12 protein-coding genes and 2 pseudogenes are annotated in these 13,802 nt (G+C 59.1%); 6 read left to right on the top strand and 8 right to left on the bottom strand.

All coding sequences use genetic code 11. From position 1 onward, the window contains the following. Positions 1 to 14 precede the first annotated feature (14 nt). A complete protein-coding gene (locus tag GFS31_RS10145; protein ID WP_225907367.1) occupies positions 15 to 2,270 on the top strand; it encodes a pentapeptide repeat-containing protein in 2,256 nt (751 codons plus the stop codon). Positions 2,271 to 2,278: 8 nt separating this feature from the next. Here the strand turns inward: GFS31_RS10145 and GFS31_RS10140 are convergent, their stop codons facing one another. Continuing rightward, entirely contained in the window at positions 2,279 to 3,412 is a 1,134-nt protein-coding gene (locus GFS31_RS10140; protein ID WP_198804726.1) for a quinone-dependent dihydroorotate dehydrogenase, read from the bottom strand. A gap of 450 nt (positions 3,413 to 3,862) precedes the next feature. Between GFS31_RS10140 and GFS31_RS10135 the strand changes: the two genes are divergently transcribed. Continuing rightward, positions 3,863 to 6,664, top strand: coding sequence for a GAF domain-containing protein (locus GFS31_RS10135; protein ID WP_198804725.1), 2,802 nt, complete (start codon positions 3,863 to 3,865; stop codon positions 6,662 to 6,664). Positions 6,665 to 6,765: 101 nt separating this feature from the next. On the opposite strand, the gene ispF is transcribed toward GFS31_RS10135, so the two are convergent. Beyond that, positions 6,766 to 7,260 (bottom strand): 2-C-methyl-D-erythritol 2,4-cyclodiphosphate synthase, encoded by a 495-nt coding sequence (gene ispF, locus GFS31_RS10130; protein WP_198804724.1) that lies wholly within the window; start codon positions 7,258 to 7,260, stop codon positions 6,766 to 6,768. Between the two features lie 167 nt (positions 7,261 to 7,427). Between ispF and GFS31_RS10125 the strand changes: the two genes are divergently transcribed. Then, complete coding sequence (locus GFS31_RS10125) at positions 7,428 to 7,940, top strand: methyltransferase family protein (RefSeq protein ID WP_198804723.1); 513 nt, start codon at positions 7,428 to 7,430, stop codon at positions 7,938 to 7,940. Between the two features lie 94 nt (positions 7,941 to 8,034). Here GFS31_RS10125 and GFS31_RS10120 read toward each other — a convergent pair whose 3' ends face one another. Continuing rightward, positions 8,035 to 8,730, bottom strand: coding sequence for a Mo-dependent nitrogenase C-terminal domain-containing protein (locus GFS31_RS10120; RefSeq protein WP_198804722.1), 696 nt, complete (start codon positions 8,728 to 8,730; stop codon positions 8,035 to 8,037). Between the two features lie 271 nt (positions 8,731 to 9,001). Here GFS31_RS10120 and GFS31_RS10115 point away from each other — a divergent pair, with 271 nt between their 5' ends. The 3 genes from GFS31_RS10115 to GFS31_RS10105 all read left to right on the top strand — a co-directional run bounded on the left by GFS31_RS10115 (position 9,002) and on the right by GFS31_RS10105 (position 10,998). Further along, positions 9,002 to 9,589: a DUF2808 domain-containing protein gene (locus GFS31_RS10115; protein WP_198804721.1), complete on the top strand. Its 588-nt coding sequence runs from the start codon at positions 9,002 to 9,004 to the stop codon at positions 9,587 to 9,589. Positions 9,590 to 9,781: 192 nt separating this feature from the next. After that, positions 9,782 to 9,952 (top strand): DUF1328 domain-containing protein, encoded by a 171-nt coding sequence (locus GFS31_RS10110; RefSeq protein WP_410503850.1) that lies wholly within the window; start codon positions 9,782 to 9,784, stop codon positions 9,950 to 9,952. A 104-nt stretch (positions 9,953 to 10,056) separates the two neighbouring features. Further along, positions 10,057 to 10,998 (top strand): DMT family transporter, encoded by a 942-nt coding sequence (locus GFS31_RS10105; protein ID WP_198804720.1) that lies wholly within the window; start codon positions 10,057 to 10,059, stop codon positions 10,996 to 10,998. A 60-nt stretch (positions 10,999 to 11,058) separates the two neighbouring features. Here the strand turns inward: GFS31_RS10105 and GFS31_RS10100 are convergent, their stop codons facing one another. The 5 genes and pseudogenes from GFS31_RS10100 to GFS31_RS10080 form a co-directional block, all read right to left on the bottom strand. Next, positions 11,059 to 11,385 (bottom strand): hypothetical protein, encoded by a 327-nt coding sequence (locus GFS31_RS10100; protein ID WP_198804719.1) that lies wholly within the window; start codon positions 11,383 to 11,385, stop codon positions 11,059 to 11,061. A gap of 45 nt (positions 11,386 to 11,430) precedes the next feature. Beyond that, positions 11,431 to 11,607 (bottom strand): hypothetical protein, encoded by a 177-nt coding sequence (locus GFS31_RS10095; protein WP_198804718.1) that lies wholly within the window; start codon positions 11,605 to 11,607, stop codon positions 11,431 to 11,433. A gap of 36 nt (positions 11,608 to 11,643) precedes the next feature. Next, positions 11,644 to 12,436: pseudogene (locus tag GFS31_RS10090) on the bottom strand (IS5 family transposase). An 88-nt stretch (positions 12,437 to 12,524) separates the two neighbouring features. Further along, a pseudogene (locus GFS31_RS10085) lies at positions 12,525 to 12,665 on the bottom strand (transposase); the annotation flags it as partial. 245 nt (positions 12,666 to 12,910) lie between these two features. Beyond that, complete coding sequence (locus tag GFS31_RS10080) at positions 12,911 to 13,759, bottom strand: sulfotransferase family protein (RefSeq protein ID WP_198804717.1); 849 nt, start codon at positions 13,757 to 13,759, stop codon at positions 12,911 to 12,913. Between the last annotated feature and the right edge of the window lie 43 nt (positions 13,760 to 13,802).

Here is a 13,802-nt window from a genome sequence, read left to right as displayed (position 1 = left end):
GCCCTGTTTTTGTGTTGTTTCCAGGTTTTGCCTTTGTCTGCTTGATTTACCTAGGGTTTGCCCCCGATCCGCCAGGGTTAGGAGCGCTATCACGGCGTTGGACTTGGACAGTCCAACGGTCGCTGCGGTCGCTGCGGTGGTTGTCCTGGGTTGTGGCGATGCTGGTGATGGCGAACCTTGTTTTGGTGCCGACGGCATGGGCTGCTCCTCCGGCTCACCCAGCGCTGACCCTGGAGGTGCTGCGGCAGCGGGTGGCCACTCCTCTCCAGCGGGAGGGGCGTACCGTGATTGACCTCCGCTCTTTTACCATCGACCTCAAAACCGACCCCGCCTTTACCACCAGCTTCTATCGCCTGCTCAGCCATGCCCTCCAGCGACCTGCCACGCCCCCCATGCTCGACCTCAGCTACGCCACGGTGCAGGGGGAGTTTGACCTGCAAAAGCTAGGCCAGCGGGAACCCCTCTACGGCGACACCCTAGCGCCTCTGCTGAGCCCGGAGGGGCTGTCGCAACTGAAGCGAGATCGGCAGCGGCTATCTCAACTCAGCCGCCTGTCTCAATCACTGCTGATTCAGGCAGATAGAACAACCCAGGACATCTACCTCTTCCGGGGGCCGCTCCTGGCCATTCAAACTCGCTTTGAGGGGCGCTTTACCGCCGGAGAAACCTACCTGCTGGGGAGGGTTTTGGCCCAGGGGGCTGTGTTCGATCAGGAGGTTTACCTGGCGGGGGCACGGTTTAACCAAGAGGTGAACTGGGTGGGGGCGGAGTTTCGGGGGCGGGTGCAGGCCAAGAATGCGATCTTTTTTGCCCCGGCCCGGTTTGATCAGGGCACCTTTCGTCAGGGGGCTAACTTTCAAGGAGCGGAGTTTAAGGACAACGCCAACTTTAGCGGTAGCCAGTTGGCCGGAGATCTGAACTTTAGCCGGGTGCAGTGGCAGGGCACCGCCGACTTTGCCCGCACCCTCTGGCAGGGCACCGCCTTTTTTCTGCGAGATCGCTTTGATCGGGCCTTGTTTTTGACCGAGGCCCGCTTTGAAGCCCCGCTGATTCTGCGGCAGGCTCGGTTTGGGGCTCCGGTGAACCTGCGCAATGCGCTGCTGGGGCCAGAGGCCGACTTTGGCGATACCATTTTTCAGCCCGACGCCTACCTGAACGTGCCCGGAATGGAGTTCAGCGTGGAGCAAACCCGCCTGTTAGGCACCCCTGGGCGCATTGGGCGAGCCTTTTCGGTGCCGCAGTTGGCCGGAAACGAAACCCTGCTGCGAAACCTGGAGCGCAACTTTCGCCAGATTGAGCAAATCAGCGACGCCAACCACATCGCCTACGCCACCGAGCGCCTGCGCCTAAAGGACTGGCAGCGCCAACTGATTGGGGCCGACCTCAACCATGCCTCCCTAGGGGCGCTGGTGAAGGCGGGGTTTAAGGAATCCCAAGCCGAAGCCCTGATCGCCTACCGCCAAGACAAAACCATTGTGGCCGTGGACGACATTTTGAACGTCAAAGGCATCGACCTGGCGGCCTACGTCAAAGTGCGGGATCACGTCCTTGCCCGTCGCCAGGGCAACTGGGGTGGACGGCTGACCCTCGCCCTGCGCTGGATGCTGCTGGCGGTGCTGATTGTGCTCAGCCACTACGGCACCAGCTTTGGCCTAATCTTTGGCGTCGGCCTGGTGGCCATTCCCACCTTTGCCGGGATGTTTTGGTTTGTGGATCGCTACCGACGGCGCACCCCCACCCCCATCCTACCGCCCGTGGGCGAAGGGCTATGGCTCGGCGGGGGGGGTGGTTTACTGCTCATCCTCGGCCTAAACAACCTGATTCGCGCCGCCGACTATCCCCACCTCACCCTGCTGTGCTTGGGATTGTTGATTCTCCCGGTGCCCCTGCTGCTAATTGGCCTGTTGCTGAAAAAGGGCCGCTTCCACGACCAAATCCACGATAGCTACCTGGTCGAAGACGGCAGTATGCGACAATTGCGCCTGCTGATTGCCCGTCTGCCCGTCATTCCCAAGTTTCCCTTCTTTCGAGATCGCTATACCCCCATCCTGCTGGATCGCCGTTGGAACTGGCTGAATTACCTAGACTTCAGCCTCAACAACTGGCTCAAATTTGGCTTCAACGACCTCCGCCTGCGCGACGAAAACGTTCCTGGCCTCGTCACCGTCCTGGTGTGGTATCAGTGGGGCCTAGGGCTGCTCTACACCGCCCTGCTGCTGTGGACGCTCTCCCGCACCATCCCCGGCCTCAACCTGCTGCTGTATTTCTAGGGGGCCTTTTAGGATCGATGGCGCAAGCCCACGGCATCGCTGAGGCGATCCAGGCGGTGTTCCTCCAGCTTGGCAACTAGCCCCGCCATCACCCGCTGCACCATCCAGGGGCCTTCGTAGATCCATCCGGTGTAGGTTTGGAGCAGGGTAGCTCCGGCGGTGATTTTGTCCCAGGCGTCTTCGGCGGTGAAGATGCCTCCCACCCCCACAATCGGCAACTGCCCCCCGGTGCGCTGGTAGAGGTAGTGGATCACCTCGGTGGAACGCTGGCGCAGGGGTGCCCCGCTGATGCCGCCCGCTTCTTCGGTGATGGGGCGTCCGGTTTTGGGCAAAATCTGGGTTTTCAGCCCCTGCCGCGACAGGGTGGTGTTGGTGGCAATGATGCCCGCGAGGTTGTGGGCTAGGGCCACCTCAATAACGGCGTCGATGTCGGGCCAGTCTAAATCCGGCGCAATTTTCACCAGTAGGGGCCTGTGGGCGTCATTTTCGGCTTGCAGGGCGGCGAGGATGGGTGCCAGTTGGTCGGCGGCTTGGAGGGTGCGTAGTCCCGGCGTGTTGGGGGAGGACACGTTCACCACAAAGTAGTCGCCATAGGGTTTGAGGGCCTGAAAGCTGGTGCGATAGTCCTCGGCAGCTTCTTCTAGGGGCGTGATTTTAGACTTGCCTAGGTTGATGCCGATGGGAACGGTGGGGCGATGGTGTTCCCAGTAGAGTCCCAACCGGGCGGCGAGGGCGGCGGATCCTTGGTTATTAAAGCCCATGCGGTTGAGGGCGGCTTCGTCGTCCACCAGGCGAAACAGGCGCGGTGGTGGGTTTCCGGGCTGGGCATGGCGGGTGACGGTGCCCAATTCTGCATAGCCAAAGCCCAGCAGGGGCCAAGCTAGGGCGGCTTGGCCATCTTTGTCAAACCCGGCGGCTAGCCCCAGGGGGTTGGGAAAGGAAACTCCCCAAACCTGCTGCTCCAAACGCGGGTCGGCATAGCCAAACTGCTGCTTGGCCCAGGCTTGAATCCCTGACCGGGCCGAGGTGGGTTGGCCCAGCCACTGCAAAATACCGATGGCATAGCCGTGCAGCCATTCAGGATCGAGCTTGAGGCGATTGAAAATCAGAGGGCGGAGATACTGGAGGTAGGGATCGTTCACGCGAAGTCAGCTCATGAAGGGTGGGTAGAGAGGGATCGGTTAGGGATGTTGTCGATTGGCTGCACCGTCGATCTGGTGAGGAATATCACCATCGGTCGTGTTCTAGCGGCAGGAACTAAACGCAGCAGCGGCGACGATGTCATCATACTGGGCTTGTTCACCCTGCCCAACCCTCCACCTTCGACCGGGCAGGGGAGAAGGCTATCCATAACGCCGTTAGCCGCGCCCTTAGCCACGACTTCAACAACTTGTGATCGATCTCCTGACCCGCCATGGGCCGCAGCGTAGAATAGAAGACTAATGCCAAAAATAAGTGCCTGAACCTAGATCAGCCGCTGCCCTGTGCCCATCCCCAGGGTGTTTGAATCTCGATGGGAGACGCCCAAACCCTAGGTCGAGATTTTCTAGCCGCGATTGACTAAGCCCCGATTTACCGAGTTCCCAACCCCTATGGCGCAGTTGCAGCCCCCCGAGTCCCGCTATGACCGACAAATGGCGTCCTTGGCGCGTGTCCTCAGGGCCATTCGGATAGCGGCCAATGCCGCCGAGGCTCTGACCGTGGCCCTAGACTACCTACACCAAACCCTGCCCTTCGATCTGGCCTGGATGGGGCGCTATGATGCGATGCGCCATCGGTTGATTGCCCACGGCTACCACTGCCCGGAGACGATGCGGCCCCTGCGGAGCACCCTCAACCTCACTCCGGGCGATTTGATGGAGCAGGCGGTGATTCACCAGCGTCCGGTGATGGTGGCCGACTTGCAGCACGAGCCACGGGCAGGGGAATGGGGATCGCTGGCAGAGCAGTTGGCCCTGCAAAGTGCGGTGGTCTATCCCATCAAGCGTCAGGAGACCTGCTTTGGGCTGTTGGTGATGGCTTCATCGCGCTGGGGGCTAACCCTCTCGACGGCAGAACAGTCTTCCCTGGCCATTGTCACGGGGGCCGTAGCCGAGGCGCTGCATCAGTTTGAGGCCGAACAGCAGCGACAGCAGACCAAGCGTCTGGATCAACCCCTGCTGGCGGTGCTGGGGCGCTTGGGAGCCCTGGAGGATCTCGATAGCCAAATCCATGAGGTGGTGCGCGAAACCCAGCGATGTTTGGCCCCCACGCGCACCCGTGTGTTTTGGCTAGAGCCCAAGGGCAGCTATTTCTGGCAGCGTCAGGCCCACCCGGCGACGGCTATCCAGCGCGGCCACCTGGCCCCCAAACTGCCGATTGCGGAGATGCGCAGCCTCTACCAAGCCCTGTGCCACGAGCCGCTGGTGACGGTGGGCGAAAGCCAGGGAGCCCTGCAAGCGGTGATTCCCCATCGCCTCATGCAGCAGCTCCATGCCGATGCCATTATGGTGGCCCCCATTACCCTGGGTTCGGAGGTGGTGGGGTTTTTGTCGGTGGAGGAGAACCGCCCCCGCCTGTGGCAGGAGCCTGACAAACAGATTCTAGTGGCGATGGCGCACCTGCTCAGCTTGGCATTGCCCGTAGCAACTTACCAAGAAACCCAGCGCCACAGCCAGATTGAACAGGCCCTTGCCACTGGCGTCATCCAAGGCATCTACAACGAGCGGGATTGGCGACACGCCCTCCAAACCTGCTTTAACAATTTGCAAGATCACCTCGGCATTCAGCAGTTTGTGGTGCTGCTGTTTAACCCCGAACGACGGGCCTACGACCTGTGCTTCCACGGTCAGGCCCATCGTACCCCAGGCACCGACACCCTTTGGCCTGAGCTGGACGACGTGGACTGGCAAATGCTGGAGCGCCGTACCCTACCCGTGGTGATTGACCACCTGGCCCAAGACCTAAAGCTGATGGCTTGGCGGCCCCACCTTCTCGCCCTGGGGGCCAAGGCGGTGATGGCCTGCAATGTGGCCCCCGGCCATGCCCCCGATGGGGTGGTGGTGGTTAGCGATCAGGGGCCGCGCCAGTGGACTGTGGCCGATCAAAACCTGATGATGGCCGTGGGCCGCCAAATTGGGGTCATTTTGCACCAGTGGCAGCTTCAGCGGCAGATGGAGCAACAGCAGGATACCTACGCGGCCCTGGAGTGGGGGCTGCAAGCGCTGCACCAAAGTGTGGACATCGACCGCCTTGAGCAAACGACCCTTGAGTATGTGCTGCAATGGCTTCAGGGATCCCTGGCGCTGCTAGTCACCTGGCAGCCGGGAGATTCCCAGGCCCAAGTCTCTCAGGTGGTGAAGGCCGAAAAATTCCCGTGGGTGCAGCCCCGGTCGCCCATTGCCACCGACGATGCGCTCATCCACTGGGCCTGCCAGGTGGACGATTTGTTGACCCTGCCCGCCAGCGAAATTCCCGCCGCTACCCAAACCTGGCTATCGGCTCCGGCGAGCAGTCGCCTGTTGGTCAAAGCGCTCCGCACCGCCCCCAATCACGCCATCACCGCCATGGTAGTGGTGGTCTCCAGGGCAGTGGTGCCCTGGAGCAAGCATCAGCTCACCATCGTGAACCTGTTAGGCCACCAATTGGCGTGGTCGCGGCGGCATTTGTTGCTGGTTGCCCTATTTACCCAACAGCGGCAGGATCTAGAACACCTCAACTGGTACAAACACCACTACCTGACCGAATTCCATCGCCAGATCGCTAAACTGCTGTCGGATCTGACCACCGCTGCCACCCAAGCCAGCGGCCAGATCCCTGCGGCTATGACCATCGGCTTTCGTCAGATCCAGCACCGTCTCGGTGAGGCCACGGAGGTCATTGAACAAGAGCGTTGGCAACTGCGCTATCGCCCCAAGGCCACCCCCCTTGTCAGCCTGTTGAGTCGGCTGGTAGAACGGATGACCCCTCTGCTGGAAAGTCGCCAACTGTGGTCGCAGGTGCACAACGAAAGCGACCGGGGCACCCTGATTGCCGGAGACGCGGCCAAAATTGATATGGTGCTCTACGACATCTTTATGGCGGCTTGCCAGCGCTGTCCTGTGGGGGGGCGGGTTGACCTCTGGTGCCGGGTCATCAACCTAGACTGGATTGAGATTTCTATCACCGATGACGGTGACTGCGACCCTGCCCTCCTCGCAGAACTCAAAGCGGGCAGCACCGCCGACGTGATCGCTCCCTCGCCGTTGGATCAGCCTCCCGGTTTGCATTTGGCCATCTGCAAAAGCCTGCTCGATCAACTGGGCGGAGAGGTCGCCTTTTCCCGCATGGAGGATGGCCGCACCCACAGCCGTCTGCTCCTGCCCCTCACGCGTCCTGGCGTGCCCTCGCCCCACCCCGCATCACCCCCAGCCTAGGCCGTCCTCCCTTCAGGTTCAACTCAGCTTAGGTTCGACTCAGCCGCCCTAGCCCTAGCCTGCTCACTGCCCTCAAGGCTTAGGATGCCCTGGGGGGCTGGCTAGTTCGGGGATGAGGTCAACAGCGCTACGGCATGGACAGCAATGCCCTCCTGGCGTCCCACGGGGCCAAGCCCTTCGTTGGTTGTCGCCTTTACGCCCACCTGGCTGGGATCAACCCCTAGCACGGTGGCCAACTGGGTGCGCATGGCTTCGATGTGGGGCTTCATTTTGGGCTGCTCCGCCACAATCACTGTATCGACGTTGGCCACCGCCCAGCCCCGCTCCTGCACCATAGCGTTCACCTGGGCCAGCAGTTTGAGGCTATCGGCTCCGGCCCACTGGGGATCTCCGGGGGGAAAATACAGGCCAATGTCTCCCAGGCTCAGCGCCCCCAGCAGCGCGTCCATAATGGCATGGGTGAGGACATCGGCATCGCTGTGGCCATCGAGCCCTTGGTGGTGGGGAATGGTAATGCCGCCTAAGATCAGGGGCCGTCCTTCCACCAGGCGATGGATATCGTAGCCGTTGCCAATGCGTAGCGCCAGGGAAGTCATTGCCGTACTGAGGGGGTGCAGAGAGGTACGTAATGGTTGTATCACGAACTGGGGATCGGGCCAGGGTCATGCCCCCAAGAATCTGAAGGGCCTAGGACAGAGGGGATTGATCCAGGCCAGTGCTAACGCCATACTTTTGAAAACCAAACCCGATGAGGAGCACCACCATGAATTTTTGGCGGCAATGGGGCTTTACCCCCGACAGTTGGAAAGGGCAACGGGGGGAATATTGGGTGCTGGCGCAAATGGTGCTCTTGGGGGTTTATGTAGTCCTGCCCCGCTATCAGCCCTTTCCTCCAGCGCATATCCCCCTGGGGTGGCGCTACGGCGCTATGGGCTTGGCTGGGGGCATTACCCTGCTGGCCACGCTGCTGCTGGGCAAGGGCCTGCTAGATTTAGGCCAGAATCTTACGCCCCTGCCCTACCCCCGTGAGGATGGAGAACTGGTGCAAACGGGAGTCTATGGCTGGGTACGCCACAGCTTGTACAGCGGGCTGATTTTGGGAACCTTTGGCCTGGGCCTAGGGCAGTTTAGCCTTAGCCACATCGCGGTGTCCTTCGCCCTATTTGGGGTGCTGAATGCCAAAGCCAATCAGGAAGAAGTCTGGCTGCAAGAGCGCTACCCTGAGTACCAAGACTATCGCCAGCGCGTCAAGAAGCTGATTCCCTGGGTGTTTTAGCCCCACGGGTGCTCTAGAGAATCTGGCCCTAGGCGGTCAGGTCTTGAGGCTGGCACCGGGCTGTTGCGGGTATTGGCGGATGGGGGTGATGGCCCTAGAGCAGCGGTGTGACATCCTCGCCGCATTCATCCGCCAGGTAGGACAACGCCCGAAACCGCAGCCCCACGAGCTGATCGTAGAGAGGATTGAGCTTACACATGGCCGGAATGTGCACCAGCTTTTTCTTAAACAGCACCACATCGCGCTCGAAGGGGCACTGGGAGGGAATCAGCTTACACACAAACCGAGCTAATCGGGGATCGTGCACCTCAAGCTGATCCAGCCATTCCCGGGCGGGCTTGAGGGGGTCGATCTTGCCGTCCTGGGCGGGGGGGCGTAGGCCAGCGGGCAGGGTTTCCGCCGCTGAAGCCTCGGTAGCGGGGGGATACAGTGTGGAGCGCACCGACGCCAGCACGGTGTCTTCGAGGTGGAGCGCTTCGCAAAACCGCTGAAGCTGTTGGTCTTCCTCTAGGGAATAGACGCCGTCGGCCAAGGCCACCATCACCGCCATCCGCAGGAAGTTTTCGGCGGCGGGGGCATCGTGGCCCAGGGTGTCGGCCAACTCCTCTGGGGTAACGGGGTCAAAGTGGTCAAAGTCGGTGCAGGGGGCGAGTTCGTCTTGGGTAATGGCAATGATGAGGGCTTTCTCTTCGTCGTCAAAGTGACCATCGGCCCAGGCCAAGGTCAGCAGTCCCCGCATCCAAACTTTAATCTGCTCCTGGGTATAGGGAGAGGGAGTGATGGTCGCCATAGCTTGTCCTCACGGGGATAAACCGAGCATAGACGGTGCTCCAGAACGACCCAACCCCTAGATATCCCAACCCCTAGGCGACCCATGGCCTGGAAACAAGGTCTGGGCAAGGTCTAGAACCTAGGAGCATGGCCCACATCATAGAGTGAGCTCAGCCTGGATGGCCCGAACCATGCTTCTGATCGCTCTAATTCTAACCTCCACCCTCCAGGGAAGATGGTTTCTCTGTGACGTTTGTTAGGCTGGCTATGGCCCTAACGGATCTCCCACCATGGCTCACCCCTTCCTCCGCCCCCGTCGATGGCTGGCCCTCGCTCTCCTCGCTGGCCTCACACCTTGGATCTTGTCGCCGTGGCCGTTACCCCAGGCGGTAGCGCTCCAGGCCCAGGGCACCACCGTAGCGTTCGTCGCCCAGCCCCGCCTCATCGACAGTCGCACGACTCGCAACCTCGCCAGCGATGGCGGTGCCATCTACTACCTCACGGTGGACGTTCCCGCCGCCGCCCAAGTGCCCATGGATCGCATCGTTATTCGGTTGGATGAAGGCCGCGATCCTACCTTTCGCTACCGTCTGGGCGCTACCCAGGTGTGGCAGACCGTGGGCGAGGAGCGTAGGGCCGTAACCTTGGGGGAGGTGGTTGAAGATCGAGCGGCCCAAACCCTCACCCTAAACTTTGACCCACCCCTCCCTCCGGGCGGCACCGTAACCCTGGCTCTGCACCCTGTCCGCAACCCGCGCTGGGCTGGGGTGTATCTGTTTGGAGTCACAGCCTTTCCGGCGGGAGACGTTGTACAGCCTCGGTTTATGGGGTTTGCCCGCCTCAGTTTCTATGAGCAGGATCGCCATCGCTGGCCTTAGTCTGCCGCTGATCGAGATGCGTCATAGGCCAGGGTAGGTAGACCACCATCGGCCCTTCTCCCTCCCTGGGTAGGGCGAAATGTCCTGTAGGCGGTAGATTTGCGTTTCTAGAACTTGGGTGATGATAAGCCCAGGTTTGCAGGTCAGGCTTGGTATCGCTGATGGCAAGCCGATGAATTTTCCCTAGGAGGAATGACGATGTTGCGCTATGCCCTACTTTTCCTTGCCGTGGCCCTAATTGCCGCTTTCTTTGGCTTTAGCGGGATTGCTGCCAGCGCGGCGGGCATTGCCCAAATCTTGTTCTATTTATTTTTGGCGGTTTTCTTGGTCTCTCTGCTCAGCGGCCTGCTAAAGGGAGTCTAAGGCTTCGTCAGAGGATCCGGCCCCCCATTCGCGTCCACGTCTAAGAATCGAGCCAGCCCGCTAGTCTACATTGGGTTGGTAAGCGACAGACGTTGGGTTCATCCATGGGCTACCTGATAATTTTGCTGGCGGCAGGGTGCTTTTCCTTGCAAAACCTGGTGGCGCGGGTGCTGTTTAACCCCTTCCCCTGGGGTGGCCTAACGGTGGGCGGATTTGTAGAACCCACATTACCCAATTCCTTTTTGCTGCTGTTTATGCGGATGCTGCTGGGGGTGCCGCTAATGGCCCTCACGCTCACCCCGATCTACCCCAACCTCTGGCCCGATGTGTATGGCCTGAAGCAGCCACATCATCGCCAGGAACTGGGGCTTTCCTTGGCCGGAGGGGGACTGATGTTTCTCTATCTGGGCCTGCTGTATGTGTCGGTGGGGTTAGTTCCTACGGGCATTGCCCTCACCCTGTTTTTCACCTTCCCGGTCTACACGGCGCTGCTGTCTTGGGGGTGGTTTGGCCATCGACCAACGGGAATGCGCTGGGGCATTATGGCCCTAATTTTGCTGGGCAGCGGCCTCACCGTGCCCCTAGACAGCACCGGAACCACGAGCGGGCTGGGGGTGATCTTTGGCCTCGCGTCGGCCTTGGCCTATGCCCTCTATACCGTCGTCGCCCAAAAAGCCTTTGAAACCTACCATCCCCTGCCCTTCACAGGCCTTAGCTTTGCAATCACCCTAGTCTTGTCGGGGCTGTGTCTGCTGATCTGGCCTGTGGATCTCCAAGGGCTACCCTGGGCGGGCCTGTGGGTGGGGGCGCTGCTGTCGGCCCTGGCCACCGCATCGGGGCACCTGCTCAACAACCTGGGCATTCGCCACGTAGGGGCCACCGCTGCCGCCATGGTAGGTGCAGCCAACCCGGCCCTCACCGCTGTTTTGGCGACCCTGGTGCTGCAAGAATATCTCTCCTGGGTGCAGTCCCTTGGTGTTATCCTCGTTGCCGTGAGCGTGGCGCTCCTCAGCCTCCACAAACCCAACCTTCGGGCCAAGGGCTAGCGCATGGGGCGATCTGGCCAGCCCTGCACCAGGACGTCGGATGTTCCATCCTGTTTTCGTCTAATCCTCTGGCCCCTCGTCCTCCTCCTCTGGGGCCACCCAAGTGGCCATTGGCTTGAGCACCGCCGGGATGTCCTCGCCCTCGGCAAATTCCAGCATCGTTTCAGAAAAGCCCAAATAGCCCGACTCTGCAAAGCTGGTCAGCATCCGCACCAGGGCAGGCCACACTTCGTCGGCAAACTCCCAGTCTTGGTTAAAAAAGGCGCGATCCGCGATGGATCGCAGCGCCCAAAAATAGTTATTTCGCACCACCGACCCAGACTTTTTGTAGGGCGGCACATCGTCCTGATGCAGATACAAAATGGGCGAATCAATCCGGGCTCGCATGGGCCATCCAACATTGCGCTACACCCCAGTCTGATCGGGTTCGGCCTAGGACGCAAGACCCAACAAAATCTCTAGCACCACCGCCCGACACTGCAAACAAGATAGACCCCGCAATAGGTGGCGCAATCCCGCCGCTTCCACTCGCCAATAGTCCACGGTTTGCTGATCTGGTTTCTGCAATCGTTCCCCCACCAGGCGCAACCACGGATTTCGCAAATCCATAAGAGGGCGTTTGAAAAGGGGGTAGGGTGTAGCGAATTACGCTAGACGCCGCACCATGATCCGGATCATGGCGATTTTGACCATCGCCTCCGAGTTCTCAGGAAGCTGCTCGTAGTCCTGCACCAGTCGTCGTGACCAGCGCAACCAGCCAAAGGTGCGCTCCACAATCCAACGTTTTTTGACCAGGACAAACCCCTTAGCCTCCTTGGGCCGTAACACGACCTCGACAATCCAGCCCAAGGTGTCCATCGTCCACTGGAGAAACTTAAACCCGCTGTAGCCCCCATCCACCCACACGAGATAAATGCGGGCCATGGCCGCTCCCATCTGATGCAGTTTGTGCAATGCTAGTTTCCCACCGTCTCGCTCGCTGACGCTGGCCGCCGTGACCACCACCGCCATCACCAAGCCCAAGGTATCGACCACGCCATGCCGCTTCCGTCCCTTCGTCTTTTTGGCCGCATCAAAGCCCACGGCTCGATGCACCATGGGCGCAGTAGCGACGCTTTGACTGTCCAAAATCACCTCCGATGGGCTTTCCGGTCGGCCTTCCGAGACCCGCACCCAGGCCCGTAATCGGTTGTGAATCGCATCCCAGGTGCCGTCTTTTACCCAGGTTCGATAGTACGTGTAGACCGTTTGCCACGCCGGAAAGTCGCTCGGCAGGTCGCGCCACGTACACCCCTGTTTGACCAGGTAGAAGATGGCGTTCAGCACCGCCCAGAGGCAGACCGTTCGAGGGCGACCACCGGGCTTTAGCTGGGGGCAAGAGGGGTTCAATCAACTCATACTGGTCGCGGGTTAAGTTGCTGGTGTAGGCTTTACTCATGGCTCTCACGGGGTTGAACGTTTGTATGTACAGCCTATACCGTGTGAGCTTTTTTACTGACTATGCGGCTTTTCAAACGCCCTCTCAAACCCCGGTTTTTCAGGTCAGTGAGCACCTTCAGCCAAAACTTGGCCCCCTCTGCTTCGGCCTCGCCAATCCAGAGGCCCAGGAGGCTTTTCGTGCCCTCTACCGTCACACCTAGGACAAGGGCCACTCGGGGGCTGACTTCCTCCAGCATTTGCTGGCGCACGGTCTGCTCGATGCCTGCTAGGCTATCGAGCCTTGCTGGGTTGCTATTGCGGTACAAAATCTCGGCAATCTCCGCTGTACAGTCTTCCAAGCGCTTTTGGTCTTCTGGTGTCATGGTGAGTCATCTCTGGGGCTACCCTCCTATTCTCCCCCTTCGCACTGTTTTCGCGAAAGTGGGATGCTCCCCAGGCTTCATCCTAGGACAGGCCAATATAAAATATAAGACTAAAAGTGTCTCCAGCCAGATAAGTCTTTGTGGGTTAGTTGCTCTAAGTACTGAACATCTTTTTCATAGAGATTTCTGAGCCACTCGATATCTTGGGCTGATAGGGGCAAGATTCTGGCTTCACCACCCGAATATATTTTCTCTAGACCTGCTTTTTTAAGCGTTTCTACTAAACCATGAAGTTTATACTCTCTCATCTTGATAGCAACTTCAACGCCTGCCCTAGCGAGCCAAGGATACTTAGACATTCTTTTGGCGTTCACTTTTTCGTAGGCCCGATTTGGCATAGGCACTGGGCTGACCCCAAGGAACTTACATAGATCCTGCCAAACTTCTTGCTTATTATTCTGAATGTCATCTAAAAAAACTATATGAATCTGACTAGACCCAAAGGCATCCATCCATTTGGGCAGATATTGAGAGTAATGGCCTGACTCTAGGATCTCAGGCATTTTTTGTACAGCATCCTGAAAAACTGGGGAGACTCTGCCCTTATTCAGATGGTGATGATGTAGAGAAATTGCTCTAGCAACTGGATTTCTGAGGCTAATGATTATTTTGCAGTTAGGACTAAGGCGCTTAATTCTTTCAATTGCTTTTTCACAGGTGAAGTATGTTGGCCCTATTTCGCCTACTCTTTGCTGAGGATCATTCATCTTGGGGAAATAGTCTGTGTACCATGCTTCGCCTTTATCGTAGTATTTGTCGAAGAACATGGTTTCCTTGGTGCCGCTTGGCAACAAGATTTGAGGGTGGCAGGCTAGAACTTCATGCAGCCAAGTCGATCCATTCTTTTGGGGGCCTATGCCAATGAAGTGTAGTTGAAAATTTTCTTTAGTTTTGGTCATAGGTCTAGATCGAGAAGGAGTTTCTTCAAGCTTTGTTAGGGCT

Origin of the sequence: Leptolyngbya sp. BL0902, assembly GCF_016403105.1 — a bacterium.
GTDB lineage: Bacteria > Cyanobacteriota > Cyanobacteriia > Phormidesmidales > Phormidesmidaceae > Nodosilinea.
The sequence above is the reverse complement of the archived record's forward strand: the minus strand, read 5'-3'. Positions and strand labels throughout refer to the sequence as shown.

Excerpts from the sequence above, each read along its gene's own strand:
- GFS31_RS10135 (WP_198804725.1), top strand. The coding sequence starts at position 3,863 with ATGGCGCAGTTGCAGCCCCCCGAGTCCCGCTATGACCGACAAATGGCG.
- ispF (WP_198804724.1), bottom strand. The coding sequence starts at position 7,260 with ATGACTTCCCTGGCGCTACGCATTGGCAACGGCTACGATATCCATCGC.
- GFS31_RS10125 (WP_198804723.1), top strand. The coding sequence starts at position 7,428 with ATGAATTTTTGGCGGCAATGGGGCTTTACCCCCGACAGTTGGAAAGGG.
- GFS31_RS10120 (WP_198804722.1), bottom strand. The coding sequence starts at position 8,730 with ATGGCGACCATCACTCCCTCTCCCTATACCCAGGAGCAGATTAAAGTT.
- GFS31_RS10115 (WP_198804721.1), top strand. The coding sequence starts at position 9,002 with ATGGCTCACCCCTTCCTCCGCCCCCGTCGATGGCTGGCCCTCGCTCTC.
- GFS31_RS10110 (WP_410503850.1), top strand. The coding sequence starts at position 9,782 with ATGACGATGTTGCGCTATGCCCTACTTTTCCTTGCCGTGGCCCTAATT.
- GFS31_RS10105 (WP_198804720.1), top strand. The coding sequence starts at position 10,057 with ATGGGCTACCTGATAATTTTGCTGGCGGCAGGGTGCTTTTCCTTGCAA.
- GFS31_RS10100 (WP_198804719.1), bottom strand. The coding sequence starts at position 11,385 with ATGCGAGCCCGGATTGATTCGCCCATTTTGTATCTGCATCAGGACGAT.
- GFS31_RS10095 (WP_198804718.1), bottom strand. The coding sequence starts at position 11,607 with ATGGATTTGCGAAATCCGTGGTTGCGCCTGGTGGGGGAACGATTGCAG.
- GFS31_RS10080 (WP_198804717.1), bottom strand. The coding sequence starts at position 13,759 with ATGACCAAAACTAAAGAAAATTTTCAACTACACTTCATTGGCATAGGC.